The organism is Pseudomonas fluorescens (assembly GCF_001708445.1).
Lineage (GTDB): Bacteria > Pseudomonadota > Gammaproteobacteria > Pseudomonadales > Pseudomonadaceae > Aquipseudomonas > Aquipseudomonas gorinensis.
This window is the reverse complement of the sequence record NZ_CP015637.1, coordinates 2,390,305-2,408,435: the sequence shown is the minus strand read 5'-3', so window position 1 is coordinate 2,408,435 and position 18,131 is coordinate 2,390,305. Positions and strand designations below refer to the sequence as shown.

The 18,131-nt window shown below is 62.4% G+C and carries 20 protein-coding genes and 1 pseudogene; 11 read left to right on the top strand and 10 right to left on the bottom strand.

What is annotated here, in order from left to right:
* Positions 1-98: 98 nt before the first annotated feature.
* The 3 genes and pseudogenes from A7317_RS10940 to A7317_RS31530 all read right to left on the bottom strand — a co-directional run.
* A complete protein-coding gene (locus A7317_RS10940; protein WP_069075784.1) occupies positions 99-653 on the bottom strand; it encodes a hypothetical protein in 555 nt (184 codons plus the stop codon).
* Positions 654-728: 75 nt separating this feature from the next.
* On the bottom strand, positions 729-2,537 hold the full coding sequence (locus A7317_RS10935) for a monovalent cation:proton antiporter-2 (CPA2) family protein (RefSeq protein ID WP_069075783.1): 1,809 nt from the start codon (positions 2,535-2,537) through the stop codon (positions 729-731).
* A 272-nt stretch (positions 2,538-2,809) separates the two neighbouring features.
* Positions 2,810-2,908: pseudogene (locus A7317_RS31530) on the bottom strand (EamA family transporter); the annotation flags it as partial.
* Between the two features lie 89 nt (positions 2,909-2,997).
* On the opposite strand from A7317_RS31530, the gene A7317_RS10930 reads away from it, so the two are divergent.
* Entirely contained in the window at positions 2,998-4,551 is a 1,554-nt protein-coding gene (locus tag A7317_RS10930) for a DUF726 domain-containing protein (RefSeq protein ID WP_069075782.1), read from the top strand.
* Positions 4,552-4,592: 41 nt separating this feature from the next.
* Positions 4,593-5,912: an Nramp family divalent metal transporter gene (locus A7317_RS10925; RefSeq protein ID WP_069075781.1), complete on the top strand. Its 1,320-nt coding sequence runs from the start codon at positions 4,593-4,595 to the stop codon at positions 5,910-5,912.
* A 23-nt stretch (positions 5,913-5,935) separates the two neighbouring features.
* Here A7317_RS10925 and A7317_RS10920 read toward each other — a convergent pair whose 3' ends face one another.
* Positions 5,936-6,886 carry a LysR family transcriptional regulator gene (locus tag A7317_RS10920; RefSeq protein WP_069077387.1) on the bottom strand — a complete coding sequence of 317 codons (951 nt, stop codon included), beginning with the start codon at positions 6,884-6,886 and terminating at the stop codon, positions 5,936-5,938.
* 118 nt (positions 6,887-7,004) lie between these two features.
* Here A7317_RS10920 and A7317_RS10915 point away from each other — a divergent pair, with 118 nt between their 5' ends.
* The 3 genes from A7317_RS10915 (at position 7,005) to A7317_RS29920 (ending at position 8,209) form a co-directional block, all read left to right on the top strand.
* A complete protein-coding gene (locus A7317_RS10915; protein WP_024074838.1) occupies positions 7,005-7,493 on the top strand; it encodes a DMT family transporter in 489 nt (162 codons plus the stop codon).
* A 4-nt stretch (positions 7,494-7,497) separates the two neighbouring features.
* Complete coding sequence (locus A7317_RS10910; protein WP_024074839.1) at positions 7,498-7,950, top strand: DMT family transporter; 453 nt, start codon at positions 7,498-7,500, stop codon at positions 7,948-7,950.
* An 88-nt stretch (positions 7,951-8,038) separates the two neighbouring features.
* Positions 8,039-8,209, top strand: coding sequence for a metallothionein (locus tag A7317_RS29920; RefSeq protein WP_081329179.1), 171 nt, complete (start codon positions 8,039-8,041; stop codon positions 8,207-8,209).
* 61 nt (positions 8,210-8,270) lie between these two features.
* Here A7317_RS29920 and A7317_RS10905 read toward each other — a convergent pair whose 3' ends face one another.
* Both A7317_RS10905 and A7317_RS10900 read right to left on the bottom strand, forming a co-directional pair.
* Positions 8,271-8,543, bottom strand: a complete 273-nt coding sequence (locus A7317_RS10905) for a hypothetical protein (RefSeq protein ID WP_069075780.1) — start codon at positions 8,541-8,543, stop codon at positions 8,271-8,273.
* Positions 8,544-8,559: 16 nt separating this feature from the next.
* Positions 8,560-8,802 (bottom strand): DUF6555 family protein, encoded by a 243-nt coding sequence (locus A7317_RS10900; protein WP_024074841.1) that lies wholly within the window; start codon positions 8,800-8,802, stop codon positions 8,560-8,562.
* Positions 8,803-8,918: 116 nt separating this feature from the next.
* On the opposite strand from A7317_RS10900, the gene A7317_RS10895 reads away from it, so the two are divergent.
* From A7317_RS10895 to A7317_RS10890, 3 genes are all read left to right on the top strand, one after another.
* Positions 8,919-9,683, top strand: coding sequence for an AraC family transcriptional regulator (locus A7317_RS10895; RefSeq protein WP_024074842.1), 765 nt, complete (start codon positions 8,919-8,921; stop codon positions 9,681-9,683).
* An 89-nt stretch (positions 9,684-9,772) separates the two neighbouring features.
* Positions 9,773-9,946, top strand: a complete 174-nt coding sequence (locus A7317_RS29915; RefSeq protein ID WP_024074843.1) for a DUF1427 family protein — start codon at positions 9,773-9,775, stop codon at positions 9,944-9,946.
* A 30-nt stretch (positions 9,947-9,976) separates the two neighbouring features.
* A complete protein-coding gene (locus A7317_RS10890; RefSeq protein WP_069075779.1) occupies positions 9,977-10,936 on the top strand; it encodes a quinone oxidoreductase family protein in 960 nt (319 codons plus the stop codon).
* Positions 10,937-11,126: 190 nt separating this feature from the next.
* Here A7317_RS10890 and A7317_RS10885 read toward each other — a convergent pair whose 3' ends face one another.
* From A7317_RS10885 to A7317_RS10875, 3 genes are all read right to left on the bottom strand, one after another.
* Complete coding sequence (locus A7317_RS10885) at positions 11,127-12,155, bottom strand: purine-nucleoside phosphorylase (protein ID WP_069075778.1); 1,029 nt, start codon at positions 12,153-12,155, stop codon at positions 11,127-11,129.
* 14 nt (positions 12,156-12,169) lie between these two features.
* Positions 12,170-13,117, bottom strand: a complete 948-nt coding sequence (locus A7317_RS10880) for a nucleoside-specific channel-forming protein Tsx (protein ID WP_069075777.1) — start codon at positions 13,115-13,117, stop codon at positions 12,170-12,172.
* A gap of 155 nt (positions 13,118-13,272) precedes the next feature.
* A complete protein-coding gene (locus tag A7317_RS10875) occupies positions 13,273-14,211 on the bottom strand; it encodes an AraC family transcriptional regulator (RefSeq protein ID WP_069075776.1) in 939 nt (312 codons plus the stop codon).
* 210 nt (positions 14,212-14,421) lie between these two features.
* Here A7317_RS10875 and A7317_RS10870 point away from each other — a divergent pair, with 210 nt between their 5' ends.
* Together A7317_RS10870 and A7317_RS10865 are read left to right on the top strand one after the other, a co-directional pair.
* The gene (locus tag A7317_RS10870; RefSeq protein WP_069075775.1) at positions 14,422-15,747 is read left to right on the top strand and encodes an ABC transporter substrate-binding protein; all 1,326 of its coding nucleotides are present in this window, start codon (positions 14,422-14,424) and stop codon (positions 15,745-15,747) included.
* Positions 15,748-15,764: 17 nt separating this feature from the next.
* Positions 15,765-16,538, top strand: coding sequence for an L-iditol 2-dehydrogenase (locus A7317_RS10865; RefSeq protein WP_069075774.1), 774 nt, complete (start codon positions 15,765-15,767; stop codon positions 16,536-16,538).
* Positions 16,539-16,633: 95 nt separating this feature from the next.
* Here A7317_RS10865 and A7317_RS10860 read toward each other — a convergent pair whose 3' ends face one another.
* Complete coding sequence (locus A7317_RS10860; protein ID WP_069075773.1) at positions 16,634-17,326, bottom strand: NUDIX hydrolase; 693 nt, start codon at positions 17,324-17,326, stop codon at positions 16,634-16,636.
* A 146-nt stretch (positions 17,327-17,472) separates the two neighbouring features.
* On the opposite strand from A7317_RS10860, the gene A7317_RS10855 reads away from it, so the two are divergent.
* Entirely contained in the window at positions 17,473-18,120 is a 648-nt protein-coding gene (locus A7317_RS10855) for a nicotinamidase (protein WP_024074851.1), read from the top strand.
* The last annotated feature ends 11 nt before the right edge of the window (positions 18,121-18,131 follow it).

Here is an 18,131-nt window from a genome sequence, read left to right as displayed (position 1 = left end):
GCGCCTGTGAGTTCTTCGCGAGCAAGCTCGCTCCTACAAAAAAGCCTTAACTGAACGGCATTAGGGCAAGCCCGCTCGCCACGACAAGCCTGCTCGGCTTACTTACCGCCGGTAATCTGCTTCACCAACTCCGCATGCCCCTTCACATCATCCGCCCGCGAAATGGCCTGGATCACCAGCATGTGGTTGCCCGAACCACCGAGGAAGGTGGAGTTCAAGGTCTTGCCGCCGCCCTGGGTGGCGGTGCTGTCCACCTGGCGCAGACCCAGGCCCTTGAAGGTCAGTTTCTTTTCGTTTTGCTTCTTGAAATCGGGCAGGGCCGCGCTTTGGTCCTTGACGAAACCGGCGACCGCGCCGTCGAGGAACTGCGGGTCGTTATCCTGGATGGTCACCCCATCGTTACGCACGGTTTCGGCGACGATCACCACACTTTTCGTGGTCTGGTTCGCGTACATCGTGCCTTGGGTATCGGCGGTGCCATCTTCGGCCTTGCCGGCCGGCAAGGTATCGGCCGCATAGGCCTTGGGCAGGCTGAAGGTGAACTTGCCGCCCAAGGTGGAGATGGTCTGCGTGGCCGGCTTGGCCGCGGCGAAGGCGCTGCCGGCGCTGAGCGCAAGAGCCAGCAGGACGGCGGTCTTGGTAAAAGTGGCCATGGGGAAGCGCTCCAGTGATGAACGAAATTGCGCGGTATTCTGTCAGAATTTTCGCAAGATCGTTCGTCCACTGCCTTACACCTTGTCGGACTCTTCCTCAAGTCGGTCCATTTCAAACAGTCGCGCCAGTTCCGCACGGGCTTCCTGGGCGGTTTGCATCACCTTGGCCGCGTCGTCATACACCGCGTGCTGGGCGGCGAGGACTTGCAGGTCGTGGTTCTTGAAGCGGTTGATGCGCGCATCGGCCTGGGCCTGGCTCAAACCGAGGCCCACCAAGGTGCGGCGGCTCATTTCCAGGCTGGAATAGAAGGTCTCGCGCACCGGTGATGCGTCCAGGTCCACCAGGCGGTGAACGTGCTGGCGGTTACGGGCGCGGGCGATGATTTTCATGTGCGGGAAGAGGCTGCGCACCAGTTCGGCGGTCTTGATATTGATCTCCGGGTCGTCCATGGCGATCACGAAGAACTCGGCCTGGTCGACCTTGGCCGCGTGCAGGATTTCCGGGCGCTGCGGGTCGCCGTAAAACACCGGCATACCGCCGAAACTGCGGGTCAGCTCGATGGTTTCCACCGAGGTGTCGAGGGCGATGAACGAGATGTTCTGCGCGCGCAGGATCCGCGCGACGATCTGGCCCATGCGGCCCATCCCGGCGATCACCACGCGCGGTGCATCGCTTTCGATGGCGCGGTACTCCTCGGGCACTTCCACCGGTTTGACCCTGGGCTTGAACAGCTTCGGGCACACCAGCAACAGCAGCGGCGTAATGGCCATGGACAGGGTGATGGTCAACACCAGGATGTCGTACAGGTGCGGTTCGAACAGGCCCTGGTCGCGGCCGATCTTGAACACCACAAAGGCAAATTCACCGCCGGCCGCCAGCACCACGCCCAGGCGCAGGGCACTTTCGCGATTGAGGTCGCCCACCAGGCGGCCCACGGCATACAGCAGCGGCAGCTTGAGACCGATCAGCAACAGGGTCAGGCCGATCACCACCAGTGGCGAGCTGAGCAGCAGGCTGAGGTTGGCGCCCATGCCTACGCTGATAAAAAACAGACCCAGCAGCAGGCCCTTGAACGGTTCGATCTGGGACTCCAGCTCATGGCGGTATTCCGAGTCCGCCAGCAGCAGGCCGGCGAGGAACGCGCCGAGGGCCATGGACACGCCGACCAGCTCCATCAGCCACGCCGTGCCGATCACCACCAGCAGGGCCGTGGCGGTGGACACTTCGCGCAGGCCGGTCTTGGCGACAATGCGAAACACCGGGCGCAACAGGTAGCGCCCGCCGATGATCACCACGGCGATGCTGCCGAGGATCTGCAACACGTGCTGCACGCCTTGCGCTTCGTTGGTCGGGTGGTCGCCGCCGGCAAGCAGCGGCACCATGGCGATCAGCGGGATCGCGGCGATGTCCTGGAACAGCAGGATGGCAAAGGCCAGGCGCCCGTGGGGCTGGTTCAGCTCCTTGCGCTCGGCCAGGCTTTGCAGGCCGAAGGCGGTGGAGGACAACGCCAGGCCCAGCCCCAGCACGATTGCGCTGTTCCACGCCTGGCCAAACAGCCACAGCGCCACCGCGCCCATCACCAAGCCAGTGAGCAGCACCTGGGCCAGGCCGACACCGAACACCGCCTTGCGCATTACCCAGAGACGCTTTGGCGACAACTCCAGCCCGATGATGAACAGCAGCAACACCACGCCCAGTTCAGAGAACTGCGCAACGCTTTGCGGGTTGCCGATCAGCCCAAGCACTGACGGGCCGATGATGACGCCGGCGAACAGATACCCGAGCACCGCGCCCAATTGCAGGCGCTTGGCCAGGGGCACGGTCAGCACGGCGGCGAGCAGGAACACCACGGCTGCTTGTAACAGGTTGCCTTCATGGGGCATTGCGAACTCCAAAATCTTTAAAACCAATCGACAGGCGGCTATTAGAGCGCTTTTTACCGCTTCAAAATTGTGTTTTTGAGAGGTGTTTGCTTGAAGGCGGGGGAAGCATTTGAAGAAACCGCCGAAGGTCGGTCCTGAATACGCTGCCTGGCTGCATCCGTGCGATGTACGCGAACCGGGACATTATCCCGTGGTTTCCCGACGTTCAGCGCAAGATCGCTCCTTTCGCTGACGGCGCGTCTTGCCGTGCGCCGGGGTGGGCCTGCGGTATAACCCCACCGCCAGGCCAGCCCGAAAATAAAGCCGAAGGCGGCCACGTAGCGGAACCGCACGGCGGGGCGTGCAATGAAAAATACCAGGGGCAAGGCGGCGTGCCGCTGCCGCGTCGGTCAGGATTCACCTTCCAGCGGGCCGCCCTTTGTTACTATCGCTCTCCCTTGTCACCAGGAGTCACCGGCCCATGCAACACCAGTGGGATGAAATGCACCGCACCCGCAAGCCCACGTTCGTTCTGTGTGGCGAGCCCCAGGGGGATGTGCTCAATCTCTACGTTCACGGTTATTCGGCATTCTTCAACCGGCAACAACTGGGCAACTTCAAGGAACAGCTGGCGGCAATCGAAGGTTCGACCAACCTGATGCTGTTCTGGCCAGCGGGGCATTTCCTGGAAAATGTGTTTGCGCCCTTCAAGGACGTGATCACCTCGATGCTCGGCGGGGGTGGCCTGGGAGCGGCAACGGTGGGGGTGGGCAAGGCGATCGCGTATTTTCTCGATCACTACAAAAGCGTCGAGGCGCGCGTCGATGAAGTGGCCAAGACCTTATTGCCGGAGCTGGCCAGCTACCTGCACGGCGAATCGCTGGACGTGCGGCGCATCAACCTGATCGGTCATTCCCTCGGCGCACGGATCCTGGTCAAGAGCGTGCTGGCCAACCCCGACACCGCCCGCGAACTGCCGTTGGACAATTTGCTGTTGATGGGCGGCGCGATCTGTACGTCGAGCCCGTGGGATGAAATAGCGGCGCCGCTCAAGGGGCGGGTGATCAACTGCCACTCCAGCAAGGACTGGGCCCTGGCGCTGAAACCCGACACCGAGCGCTGCATCGGTCGATATGCGATTCCCGTCACGCCGGCGCTCAAGGCCAAGGTGACGAATGTGCACCTGGCCAGCTTCGATCATGCCGCGTATTGGCCGCAGTTGCGTACGGTGGTGCAGTACACCGACCTGTTGCAGGAGCGGCGCGGCATGATCCGCGCCGACCAGCGCAGTGCGCAGGTGCGCTTTGCCGAGGAAGACGTGGACCTGTTTCCGGCGTTGGTACAGGCACGCGCGGAAGAGCTGAAATTCCTCGCCGAGTTGATGGCGCAAAAACGCAGCGCCTCAATTGACGCCAGCGTGCGCGAGCCGTTGAAGCTGGCGATCGAGCTACAGCGCATGGGCGGTGACAGCTTTATGAACCTAGCCCGTGGCCATGGCGTGAGTTATCGCCAGATTGCCGAGGACGTGGCGCAGCGGTTGGGGATCACGTTCGATGATCCAGTGGACACCGTTGCATTGGCCGACATTGAAGCCCAGGTCGCGGAAAAACTGATCGAGCAGTACAAGCACAAACTCAGCAACGCCGACCGGCAGGTATTCGACGCCGAACTCCAGGCCGCCGCGCAAAAGGAACAGGGGCTGTTCAATCGTTTCGATGTCGGCCGTTCGGCCGCCACGGCCCTCAGCGGCACCGCCTTGGCGGGGCTGACCGGGTTTATCCTGCGCCGGGGGGCGACCTCGGCGATTCCGGTAGTGGGCCAGGCGCTGGCGGCGGCGATGCTGGTGGTAAGCGGTGTGCGTGCGTTCTCCGGCCCGGCGTACTCCATTACCACCTTGGCGGTGCTGGTGATCGGCGTGATTCGCCAACGCATGGAGCGCGAGGCGCTGAATCAGGAGATGGACCTGGTGGTGCAGGTGGTCGAGGCATTCGATTTGCCTCGGGAGACGGTAATGCGCACGGTCGCGTCCGACTGATAAGCTGCGCCTCTGTCTTGTGTGTTTGCCTGGGATACCGCGTGAAATTCAGTCTGCCGAAAGTCGCTACCGCCCCGTTCTGCCCGCCGGAAGTTGCCGGCTCTGTCATCGTTGACCCCAAGGCCTCGTTTTTCAAACGGGTGCTGATGTTCGCCGGCCCCGGCTTGCTGATCTCCATCGGCTACATGGACCCAGGCAACTGGGCCACGGCCATCGAGGCCGGTTCACGCTACGGCTACAACCTGCTGTTTGTGGTGCTGCTGGCCAGCCTGGCAGGCATGGCGGTGCAGTGCTTGTGCTCGCGCCTGGGTATCGCCACCGGCAAGGACCTGGCGCAACTGTGCCGCGAGCGCTACAGCCCGCGCTCTGCACGCACCCAGTGGGCACTGGCGGAAATCTCCATCATTGCCACCGACCTCGCCGAAGTACTCGGCTGCGCCCTGGCGTTCCACCTGCTGCTCGGCGTGTCCCTGACCACCGGCATTGTCATCACCGCATTCGACACACTGCTGATCCTGGCCCTGCAAAACCGTGGGTTCCGCCGCCTGGAAGCGATCATGCTGGCGCTGGTGGCGACCATCGGCGTGTGCTTCTTTATCGAGCTGGTGCTGATCAAACCCTATTGGCCGGACGTGCTCAGCGGCTTCACCCCGTCACTGTCGGTCATCAGCGATGCCGCACCGCTGTACCTGGCTATTGGGATCCTCGGCGCCACGGTGATGCCCCATAACCTTTACCTGCATACCTCGATCGTGCAAACCCGCCTGATCGGCAAGGACCTCGCCAGCAAACAGGACGCGGTCAAACTGGCACGCATCGATACCATCGGCTCCCTGGCCCTGGCGTTGCTGGTCAATGCCGCGATCCTGATACTCGCCGCCGCTGCCTTCTACAAGACCGGTCATACCGATGTGGTGGAAATCCAGGACGCCTACCACCTGCTTGACCCGCTGGTGGGCGGCGCCTTTGCCAGCATCCTCTTTGGGGTCGCCTTGCTGGCGTCCGGGCAGAGTTCGACCTTTACCGGCACCATCGCCGGCCAGGTGATCATGGAGGGTTACCTCAACCTGCGTATTCCGTGCTGGCAACGCCGCCTGATCACCCGTGGGCTGGCGCTGATCCCGGCGTTCCTTGGCGTGTGGCTGATGGGCGATGACGCGATTGGCAAGCTGCTGATCCTCAGCCAGGTGGTGCTCAGCCTGCAATTGCCGTTTGCGCTGTACCCGCTGATCCGCATGACCGGCGACCCGCAATTGATGGGGCCGTTCGTCAATCGGCTGCCGACGCGGTGGCTGGCATGGTTTCTGTTTGCGGTGATCAGCGGGGCGAATGCGTGGTTACTTGGGCAGTGGTTGTTTTGAATCAGCTGGGTAGCTCGGGCGGTCTACACAACCGGTACCTCCCCTCGATCCCAGTACGGCACGGCCCCAAAACACTCCACGAAGTAATCGATCACCGTCCGCACCTTCAGCGACAAACGCCGGCTCCCGGGCCACAACGCCGCAATCTGCTGGGGCTCCAGGGTGGTTGCCACTTCGTACTCTGTCAGTACCGCCTGTAAGGTTCCGGCCCGCAGGCTTTCGCCGATCAGCCAGGAAGGAAACACCACCAGCCCCAGGCCCTGTTCGGCGGCGTGGGTCAGGGTGTCGGCGTGGTTGCCGGTGATCGGGCCCTTGACGCTGTAGGGCGTCCAGTCGCCCTGGTCACGGCGGAAGAACCAGCGCTGCTGGCCGGTGATGCCTTTATAGGCCAGGCACTGGTGATTGAGCAGTTCGTCCGGGTGCCTGGGCGTGCCGTGCCGGACCAGGTAGGCGGGGCTGGCGGCGATGCGAAAGCGCTGGGGGGCGAAGATGCGCGCTTGCATGCTGGAGTCGTTGAGCACGCCGATGCGGAACAGCAAGTCGGTGCCATCTTGCAGCGGGTCAACGTAGGTGTCGGTTTGCTGGATATCCAGTTGCAGCTTGGGGTAGCGCCGGCATAACGCCCCCAGCCACGGTGACAGGTGGCGCTGGCCGAACACCATCGGCGCGTTGATCCGCACCAGCCCGCTGGGTTCGCTGTCCTGTTCCTGCAGGGCCTGGCTGGCGACTTCCAACTGCTCCAGCATCACGCGTGCATGCCGTCCAAGCAGACGCCCGGCCTCGGTGGGGGTCACTGCGCGGGTGTGGCGGTAGAGCAACTGCTGGCCGAGGGCCTGTTCCATCAATTGGATCTGCCGCGAAATGGAGGAGGGCGCCAGGCTTTCGCGACGCGCCACTTCAGAAAAGCTGCCATGGTCCAGCACCGCGACGAACAGGCGCAGCGCCTTGAAACTCAATTCATTCAAACCCTGCATCGTGCCCCCGTGTTGTGCGTAATGCGCAAAGGTGTTGTCCGTATGCTCCCATTTATCGCACAGCACGGCCACCGGATAATGCGCGCCATCCAATCTTTTGTTAAAGCGCAGGTGATGTATGCAGGCCAGTTCTATCGAGGGTGTGGCGCGGGCCACCACGAAAAAAAATGCGCTCAGGTTGCTGTTGTTGCCACTGGTGATCCTGGCGGGCATGGGCTTGTCCGTGGAAGCCGGTTTGCTCGGGCCGTTGGGTGTGCAGGTGGGCCACTTGTGGGCGACCTTGAGCATCTTCGGCGTCGGCTCGGCCATCCTGTATTTGCTGCTGTTGTTCAGCGGCCCGCAAAAGGGCCCGGCGTTGACCGACTTGCCGCGTTGGCAGTTGATCGGCGGCTTCCTGGGGCCGATGTATGTGGTGGTGTTGACCCTGGCCACGCCGCATATCGGTATCGCGATGACGATGATCGCGATTCTGTCGGGCCAGGTCGGCAAGAGCGTGCTGATTGACCATTTCGGTTGGTTCGGCACCGCGCGCAAGCGGGTCAATGGCGAGCGTTGGATCGCCTTGGCGTTGATTGTGGCGGCACTTGTTTTGATTGCACGAGGGTAAGGCAATGAACCTGATTCTGTTATTGGTGCTGGTGATTGCCGCGGGTGCGGTGTTGAGTGTGCAGGCGGCGATCAATGGTCGCCTGGGCCAGGCGGTGGGGGTATTGCGCAGCAGCCTGCTGACCTTTGCGGTGGGCGCATTGACCACTGCGCTGTTGATTTTCTTCTTCGAGCCGGCCCAGGCCTTGAGCCTGCTGGACGTACCGAAATGGCAACTGACCGGCGCGCTGTTCGGCGTGGTGTACATGATGGTCATGGTCGGCGCGGTACCGGTGGTCGGCACGGCGGTCGCCACTGTCGCGGTGATCGTCGGGCAGTTGGGCATGGGTATGTTGATCGATAACTTCGGCTGGCTGGGCAACCCGGCGATCGAATTGTCGGGCAGCCGCATCGTGGCCATGGCCTGCCTGGCCCTGGCGCTGGTGTTCATGTACCGCAGCAATACCCGCACCGATTGATGGTTGGAACCATCCGCGCCGGCCCGCAGTCACTGCTTAAGGTGCTGGCGCTCGCCGCACCGGACGACCATGAAGAAGGAGTCTGACCATGCCAGATGCAACCTGTGCCTGCCCACACTGCAAGTGCGTGTTGGGGGCTGATGCAGTAATGAAAGACGGTAAGGGTTATTGCTGCCAGGGCTGTGCCGAGCACCATGCCCATGGCGAACCCTGTGCAGCGCCGACGGGGTGTGAGTGCGCCAAGTCGGCCAAAGGCTGAGCGCAGTTATGACGGTGGGAGGGGGCCTGCTTCCTCCCACGCTTCAGCGGTTCGATTTCGGCTATTGGGTTTCCAGTTCCAGGCGCAGGCTGTGATCGGCCAGGCGGTGGCTGTCTTTCACCACGGCGCTGGTGCGCCGCCTCTCCAATGCAAACACTACGGTTTGCGCGGCATGTAGATCATCGGGCAGTGGCTGGAACACCTTCAACACCAGCCATCCGGCCCTTTGCTGCACACTCACTTGGCATTCGACATGCTTGGCCAGTGGCCCGAACAGCGTGTCCTGGGTGTAGTCAATCCGGGCCTTGCCGTTGACTTGCCGGGTTGAATCCATGGGTATCGCTCCTTGATCAAGCCTGGGCGCGCGCATCCGAGCGGCGCCATTGCACGTTTTCAATGCCGAATTTCTCGGCCTGCTCCTGGCTGGTTTTCTTCACTTGCTCACGGGCAAAGCGACCGATGCGCCCCACGCCGGCGTCACAGCTCGCCCAATGCCAGGCTTGAGCGGCATCGAGCTGTTCCAGGCGAATGATGAATGACTTGGGTTCGCCATGCAGGGTGTAGTCGATCACAAACAGTTTTGCGTTATTCATGGGCCCATCAAACCTTCAGGTGTAAGCAAGTGATCCTCGTGGGCCGCAAAAATTCACTCGGATTGTCGAGCGGTGGTCATTACCATGGCGGCTCACCCTTGAACGATGTGTTTCCCATGGCCCAGGCCGCGCCCCCCGACCTCAGTGACCACGCCGTCCCCGTACTGCCCCTGGCCCGCACCTACCCGCGCGGTTTGTACGTGGAGCCCCATAGCCACGACTGGGGCCAGTTGCTCTACGCCATGAGCGGCGTGATGTGGGTCGAGACACCCCAGGAGGCGCTGGTGGTGCCGCCCCAGCGGGCGGTGTGGTTGCCACCGGGGGTGGAGCACGGCATCCGCGTGGTCTCGGATTTGCAAATGCGCAATATCTACTTGCGTCCAGCCTTGGCGACGACGCTGGACAGCCAGGTGCAGGTCATCGAAGTCGGTGGGTTGCTGCGCGAGTTGATCGTCACGCTGGTGGAGCAGGGGGACACTGGCGATGCAGGCTATTACGACGCGGTGGTCGGCCTGGCCTTGCTGGAGCTGCAACGTGCGCGCCGCTCGCCCATTCGCATCGCCATGCCGGTGGGCGTCGACCGGCGGCTGATCAATGCCTGCCAGGCGGTCATGGCGGCGCCGTCCCTGGAGATTCCCTTCGAGCAACACGCCGAAGCGGCCGGCGCCAGTGTGCGGACGCTGGCGCGACTGTTCCAGAACCACCTGGGCATGGGCTTCGCCGAATGGCGTCGCCAGGTGCAACTGGCCACGGCGGTGGCTGAGTTGATCCAGGGCCAGTCGGTGAGTGCTATCGCGCGCTCCCTGGGCTATTCGCCGAGCAGTTTCAGCGACATGTTCCGCCGCGAGCTCGGTGTGGCACCGTCGCAATACAACGGCTGAGGGTTGGCCGAAATCCTGAAGCACTTGGCCGATGCTTCAGCGATGGGCTCTCTACACTGGGCCCATCTACCCATCAGGCACTCACCACCATGAACTATCTGATTTCCCTGGCTATCGGCCTGTTCGTCGGCTTGATCTACGGCGCCCTGGACTTTCGTTCGCCCGCACCGCCGGCCATCGCGCTGGTGGGCCTGATGGGCATGCTGCTCGGTGAGCAGCTCTGGCCCATGGGCCGGCAGTTGGTCGCCGGTTGGTTGTCCTGATCCCTTTCTTCCCCTCGATGGATATTGGCCATGAATGCACTGCAATTTTCCGCCACCGGCGACCTCACCGCCCTGCGCTTCGTCGAGGTTGCCACCCCGGTGCCCGCCGCCGATGAGGTGCTGGTCCAGATCAAGGCCGCGGGCCTTAACCCCAGCGACGTGAAGAACGTACTCGGGCGTTTCCCCTACACCACAGTGCCGCGCATACCTGGCCGCGACTTTGCCGGCGTGGTCGTGCAAGGTCCGCAGGCACTGGTGGGCCAGGAAGTCTGGGGTACCGGCCGCGACCTGGGCTTTTTCGCTGACGGCTCCCACGCCCAGTACCTCACCGTGTCGGCCAAAGGTGTCGCGCATAAACCTGCGCACCTGAGTTTTTCCCAGGCCGCCAGCCTGGGAGTGCCGTACACCACGGCCTGGGATGCGCTGGAGCGCAGTGGCGTGGGCAAAGGCACGCGGTTGCTGGTGATCGGCGCCAATGGTGCTGTGGGCAGTGCGGCATTGGCCTTGGCGAACATCCGCGGCGCCCACGTGTTGGCGGCGGTGCGCAAGGCTGACCAGGTCGAGGTGTTGCAGGGGCAAGGGTTCGACGCCATTGCGTTGGGCAAGCCCGAAGAACTGGGCGCGCAGGTTCATGCGGTGTTCAAGGGCGGCGCCGATGTGATCTTCGACACCACCGGTTTCTGGCTGCCAGCCGCCGTGGCCGGCCTGGCTCCGTTTGGCCGCATCGCGATCATTGCCGCACCGGTGGACGGCCACGTACAACTGCCGGCCCTGGCCCTGTACCGCAAGGGTGGCTCGGTGGTGGGCATCAATTCATTGCTCTACAACTGCGAGCAATGCGCGGTGATGCTGGAGCAGTTCGGACGCTTTTTCGATGAAGGGCAACTGCCATTGCCGACTGGCCTGCGCGAAGTGGCGCTGGCCGATGGCGTGCAGTGCTATGAGGACGTGAATCAAGGCAGCGCCGACAAAATCATCTTGCTGCCCTGACACGATCGGGGCAGTTAAGGCCTTTTTGTAGGAGCGAGGGGGACGCCTAGTTCTTGCTCGCGAAAAACCTCAACGATAACGCGCGCTTCCTGAATGAACGCGGCGCCTGTGAGTTTTTCGCGAGCAAGAACTAGGCGTCCCCCTCGCTCCTACAGAAGGCGATGGACGCTGCCCCACATTTCGCTCGGCACTAGGCGTCGGGAACGCCTTTTTCCCATGCCGACCAGTTCTTCAGGATCGCCTGTACCAACGGATTGCCCGTGCGGTACAGGTTTTCCAGCGCGGGTACGAACCCTCCCTGGTCGGCGTATTTGAGCAGGTTGTCCACTTCGCTGTAGCCAGGGTACGGGCGGTCGAAGTCCGATCCGGCACGTACGACGGCCAGGCGCTGGATATCCACTAACCCTTCACGGCTGGCGCGTAGCAACGCTTCATAGGTGGAGTTGTCTTCCTGCTGGGTGGTGCAGTATTCGCCTTTGTTGTCCGTGAGCAGCTTGGTCCACACCTCGGCGCGTTCGCTCAGGCGCGTGCCGGAGAACCAGGTATTGCCCGCCAGGGTGTCGCAACGGGTGACTTGCGGCGGCTGGTTGGCGGGGGCGGCGGGGTAGTGTTTGCGCCAGGCGGCGGACTCTTTGCTTTCCGTGAGTTCGACCTTGTGCGACAGGGCGAACGCCTTGGCCTGCAGCTTGGGGTTCAGCTCGAACACTTCGGTCTTGTAGTCCAGTGGCGGCTTTTCGTTGGGCCCCTTGGTGTTGATGCCGATATACCCGGTCGGCCAATCCTTGGGTGCATCCCGCGAATCCAGCTCCCACTGGGTGCCGAATTCCACCAGGTAGTGGGCCCAGGCGGCCGTGCCGAGGGTGCCGTGCTTGGGGCTGATGCCGGCGATCCCGGCGATCAGGAAATAGCTGTGGCGCAGGTCGAACTTGGGCGACAACGCCAGGGCCAGGGTGGACGCGGCGGCGTTGGTCTGGCCCATGCCGGTGACCAGCAGGCATACGTCCTGGGTGTTGCAGCGGATCACTGGGTAGTCGGCGGACAAGCCCGGTACGCGCACCTCCTGCTTGAGTTCCAGGCGCTCGATCCAGGTTTGCGCCTCAGGGGCGAACATGGTGATCAGCATCACTTTCGGTTTGATCGGCGTGGGTGTGTCAGCCAGCACCATGTGGGGCAGCAGGGTCAGGCCGATAGCCAGCGTGAGACGGGTAAACGCTTTCATCCAGTACTCCTTGATCAGAATTGGTAGCCCACGCCAGCGTAGTAACCCCAGCCGTCGGAGCGTGCGCGGAAGTTGCCTTCGCCGAAATTCAATTCGCTGCCATCCTCCCAGTTGCCGCCGTTATGAAAATAACGGCCGACCAGGGTGAAGCGCAAATGGGTGAATGAATACAGCAGCACGTTGGTTGCCACCAGCGCGTTGGCGGTACGGGCCGGGTTGTCCTTGTGCAGGTCCGAGCCGAAATCGTAGTTGGTGAAACCGATATAGGTCAGCGAGGCACCGTTGTCGAACGTGTCGATGGGCACGATGTATTTCATCTGCGCACGGTAGCCGTCCCACGAATATTCATTGCTGGCGCCATAGTTTTCCCACTGGTAACGCCCGTAGAAGTTCGCCGAGAGGTTGACACGCGAGTGGGTGTCGATATCGGTGCCGAGGCCGCTGTACAGGGTGTTGGCACGGTTGGCCTGGTTGCTGCCGTGGTCGTAGATCCAGTCAAAGGCCACGTACCATTCCTTGAAGGGGCCGATGGCCAGGCTGCGGCCGGCCAGGTAATCGATGGAGATACGCGGCTCGTGCTCCATGAACACCGGCGAGCCATGGTCCCACGCGCCTTTGTCGTGACTGTTGCCGATGCCGAGGATCTTCGGCACGTCGATGTAGCCGTACAACTCGAAGGGGCCCTTGCGGCCGAAGTACTCGTATTCCAGGTAGACATCGTCCTGCGGTTTGGGGCCGAAGCTGATGTCCTTGCTGCCGATCAAGGTCAGGTCCTGGTTAAACCAGTCCGACAGGTACACGCCTTTTTTCGCCGGGCTGGCTTCCGGGCTGAGGGTTTCGCCCTGTGCTGAGTCATCGATGGGCGGTTGCTGCGCCAAAATGGGCGGGCTGAGTACTCCCGTAACGGCAACCAGTAGCAGGGAAACACCAAAATAAGCAGGACGCCTTGAGGTCAAGTGCATTGAAAATCCCTATTCGTACGCGGTTTGAACCCGATTCTTCGGGTTGAGGCGAACTTGGCGACCAAGTTCGTTGCGCACACGCTCGCACAGGTCGTACCAACTTTGCGCAATGGCTTGAATGGACTGGAAAAAATCGCGATTAATCGACCTTTTGATCAGAAATGACGCGGTGTCATTTTTTCAATCCGATTGAACAAGTGCATGGCGGTTTCGCGCCGGTATTCGCTGGGTGTCTGGTGCATCTCGATGCGAAAGTGCCGGTTGAAGTTGGACAGGTTGGCGTAGCCCACCTCAAAGCAGATATCCGCCACCGACATCTCGCTTTGCAGCAACAGGCGACAGGCGCGCTGCACGCGGAACTTGCGCATCAGGTCAATGAACCCGTGGCCGGTGTTGCGCTTGAAGAAGCGTGAGAAGCCCGGTTCGCTCATCTCCAGTTGCTGCGCGATGACCGACAGGCGCAAGTCGCCGGTCAGTTCACGCATCAGGTAGTCGAACGCCTTGTTGATGCGCTCGGCGCTGCGCGCGTCCAGGGTTGGTGCGTAGCAGGCGCTGGCCAGGGCTTTCACCTCGGGGGGCGGGGCGTTCCTCAGGGTGTCGAGCAGTTGCAGGAACAGGATCAGGCGTTGCAGGCCGTGGGCGCTGCCGATGGCCTCGAGCAAGCGTGCAGCCTGCGCGGCGGTGTCGCCGCTGAACTCCAGGCCGCGCCGGGCCTGTTCGAACAGCGTGTGCAAGTCGCCGAGCTCCGGCAGGGTCTTGCGCAGGGCGAGGAGGGCGGCGCCGTCGAATTGCAGCACCACATCGCGACCCTTCAGGTATTCGCCGGGTGCCAGCTCGCCGATCCAGTCGTGGGGCAGGTCCGGGCCGATCAGCGCCACATGCCCGGCGCTGAACGCCCCGATATAGTCGCCCGCCACCAGCTTGCCACTGCCCTGGCGGATCAGGTGGATTTCGAATTCGGGGTGGTGGTTCCAGCGCGCCAGCTCAAAAGGGTAGTCATGTTCGAACCAGCGAAAGCCGTGCTCAGGTTCGGGCAGGATCACTTCCAGCTCGGCAGGGCGGTGTTCGAACAGGGCGGCGCGGTCGACGGGCATGCTGATGCCTCTTTTGCTTGTGGAATCGCCTCAAAATACGCGGGTTGGCAACGGCAGCGCTACCTCTGGTTTCGTCCGGCGCTGATACTTTTTTGATCCGGGGCCGGCGGTTAAAAAAGTATCAGTCGTGCATGCGCCATGGGTTTGTTAGGGCCTGGCCAAGCTGCTGTAATCGGCCCTCGACAACAAAAACAACAGGTGCAAACCGCCATGCTCCAGTCCTGCAAAGCCACGTTCCCGCAAGCACTGTTCCTGCTGTCCGGCCTGGCACTGGCCGTGCCCAGCCAGGCCGCCGACACCGTGACCATCGCCACGGTCAACAACAGCGACATGATCCGCATGCAACGCCTGTCCAAGGTGTTCGAGCAGCAGCACCCAGACATCCGGCTCAACTGGGTGGTGCTGGAAGAAAACGTGCTGCGTCAACGCCTCACCACCGATATCGCCACCCAGGGCGGGCAGTTCGACGTGCTGACCATCGGCACCTACGAAACCCCGCTGTGGGGCGCCAAGCACTGGCTGGAGCCGTTGACCCAACTGCCCGCCGACTACGACGCCGAAGACATCTTCCCCTCGGTGCGCCAGGGCCTGTCGGTCAACGACACCCTGTACGCCTTGCCGTTCTACGGCGAAAGCACCGTCACTTATTACCGCACCGACCTGTTCAAGCAAGCCGGCCTGAGCATGCCCGCGCACCCCACCTGGACCCAGCTCGGCGAGTTCGCCGCCAGGCTCACGGCTAAAGACCAAGACCAATACGGGATGTGCCTGCGCGGCAAGGCCGGCTGGGGCGAGAACATCGCGCTGCTCAGCACCATGGCCAACGCCTTTGGCGCACGCTGGTTCGATGAGCAGTGGAAGCCGGAATTGACCAGCCCCGAGTGGACCGCGGCGGCCAACTTCTACGTCAACACCCTCAAGCAATACGGCCCGCCGGGTGTGTCCAGCAACGGCTTCAACGAAACCCTGGCACTGTTCAACAGTGGCAAATGCGCCATCTGGGTGGATGCCAGCGTCGCCGGCTCGTTCACCACCGACAAGAGCCAGAGCAAGGTCGCCGACAGCGTAGGGTTCGTCGCCGCGCCCACCGAAGTCACCGACAAAGGCTCTTCCTGGCTCTATGCCTGGTCCCTGGCGATCCCCGCCACGTCCAAGCACAAGGATGCCGCCAAGACCTTTATCACCTGGGCCACTTCCAAGGACTACATCCAGTTGGTGGCTGACAAGGAGGGTCTCGCCAACGTACCGCCGGGCACGCGCCAATCCACCTACAGCGCGGCCTACCTGAAGGCCGCACCGTTCGCCCGGGTCACCCTGGAGATGATGAAGCACGCCGATCCCGCGCATCCCTCGGCCCAGCCGGTGCCGTACGTGGGCATCCAGTACGTGACCATCCCCGAGTTCCAGGCCATCGGCACTTCCGTCGGCAAGCTGCTTTCGGCGGCGTTGACCGGCGGCATGTCGGTCGATCAGGCATTGCAGCAGGCCCAGTCCACCACCGAGCGTGAGATGAAACGCGCCGGCTATCCCAAATAACGTTGACGGACAAACCCATGAAACGACTCGAAGGAAAGAGCGCGCTGATCACCGGATCGGCGCGCGGCATCGGCCGCGCCTTTGCCCAGGCCTATATCGCCGAAGGCGCGACCGTGGCCATCGCCGATATCAACCTGCAACGCGCCCAGGCCACAGCGGCCGAACTCGGGCCCCAGGCTTACGCGGTGGCGATGGACGTCACCGACCAAGCTTCCATCGACAGCGCAATTGCCGCCGTGGTGGCCCAGGCCGGCAAGCTGGATATCCTGGTCAACAACGCCGCACTGTTCGACCTGGCGCCCATCGTCGATATCACCCGCGACAGTTATGAGCGGCTGTTCTCGATCAACGTTGCCGGCACGTTGTTCACGTTGCAGGCGGCGGCACGGCAGATGATCAGCCAGGGCCATGGCGGCAAGATCATCAACATGGCCAGCCAGGCCGGGCGTCGTGGCGAGCCGCTGGTGGCGATCTACTGCGCGACCAAGGCGGCGGTGATCAGCCTCACGCAATCGGCGGGGCTGAACCTGATCAAGCAGGGCATCAACGTCAACGCCATCGCGCCGGGAGTGGTGGATGGCGAGCATTGGGACGGGGTGGATGCATTGTTCGCCAAGCATGAAGGGCTGGCGCCGGGCGAGAAGAAGCGGCAGGTGGCGGCCGAGGTGCCGTTTGGGCGGATGGGGACGGCCGAGGATTTGACCGGGATGGCGATTTTCCTGGCGTCGAAGGAGGCCGATTATGTGGTGGCGCAAACCTATAACGTCGATGGCGGCAACTGGATGAGCTGAAGCCATACCCCAATCAAAATAATGTGGGAGGGGCGGTGCGACGATTCGACTTGCCCCCTCCCACATTTGAACGTCATCGTTCTTGAAAAGGGTGCTTAGTCAGCAAAACTGCGATCAAAGAAATAAACCTCCCCAGGTCTCAGGTTCTCCACCGTCGCCTGGGGCCTGCCGCCTTCGCCTTGCTTCTTGCGTCCCGTCTCGCGCAAGTACCCTGCCTCCGTCAGCTTCAACAAGCGCTGGCGAATACTGGTCTTCAACACTGGCCGCGCCAGCACCAGCGAGAAGATCGTCGTCGCTTCCGGCGCGCTGAACTCATGGCCCAGGAACATCAAGGGCAAGTTGCTGTACAGCGACTTGGACAACAGCCGCTCCTGCACGGCCGCGACGATGCTGTTGTGATCGAACGGCAACTTGATGCTGCCATCGGCCACCGCCTTCAGCGAAAACCAGCCCTGATGCTCACCCAGCGCCACCTCATCGGCGACGATCGCCAGGTAATAAGTGGACGACGACCAGCAACGCGGGTCGCGAAACGCATCGCCCACCGTGCCCACTTGCTCGCTCCAGGCCAACGCCAGGCCAACCTTGCTGCTGGCGCGCAAGCGTTCCACGGCATCCTGGAGGCTCAGATCCTGCACCCCACCATTCACCACCACGCCCGGCAGCGCCCAATGCCCGGCGAACGGCTCGGCGTCGCGTTTATTCAGCAGCAGCTTTAATTCTCCCGCCGCGCGGCAGTAGCACAGCACGCAGAGGTCGACGGTGTGGAGGTAGGCGCTCAGTGGCATGTGGAGTCCTTGTAAACAGCGGTGGGGCACAGTCTAACGGATCAAATAGATATGTCATGTACTGAGTCCAGAATAGATAAACAAATGTTTCTTGCAATGAAAGTACATGACGTGTACTTTTATTTCCAGGCCACAGGAGAACCGCCATGACCCTCTCGAAAACTGCCATCGCTTCATTCGACGTCGACGCCCAGAAGAGCTTTACGCCGCTGTGCCCCAACGAGTTGCCGGTGGCGGGTGGTGACCAGATCGGTGCCGAACTCAACTACATGGCCAGCCTCGCCGGCCACCGCATCGGCAGCAAAGATGCCCACAGCCCGCACGCCCCCTGGGTGGTTGCCCAACCCAGCGAGATGCTGCAACCCACCGGCCTGGCGCACGCCGATGTCACCTGGGTCAGCCACTGCGTGCCGGGCACCGAGGGTTTCACCCTGCTGGACGAGTTGCCCGCCCCATATGACTACGATTACTTCATCTGGAAAGGCGTCGAACCCGACCTGCACCCTTACGGCGCCTGCTACCACGACCTGCACGACAAGCTCTCCACGGGCGTGATCGAATACCTCAAGGCCCAAGGCGTGGTCCGTGTGATTGTCGGCGGCCTGGCCCTGGACTACTGCGTCAAGACCACTGCGCTGCAACTGCTCAAGGCTGGCCTGGAGGTGGTCCTGCACCTGCCGGCATGCCGAGGAATCAGCGACGAGGGGAGCGTGCAGGCCGTCAATGAGTTGCTCAAGGCCGGGGCTGTGATCAGCAGCACCCGCGAAGAACTGGCCGCGATGGCCACGCGTTAAGGAGACACACC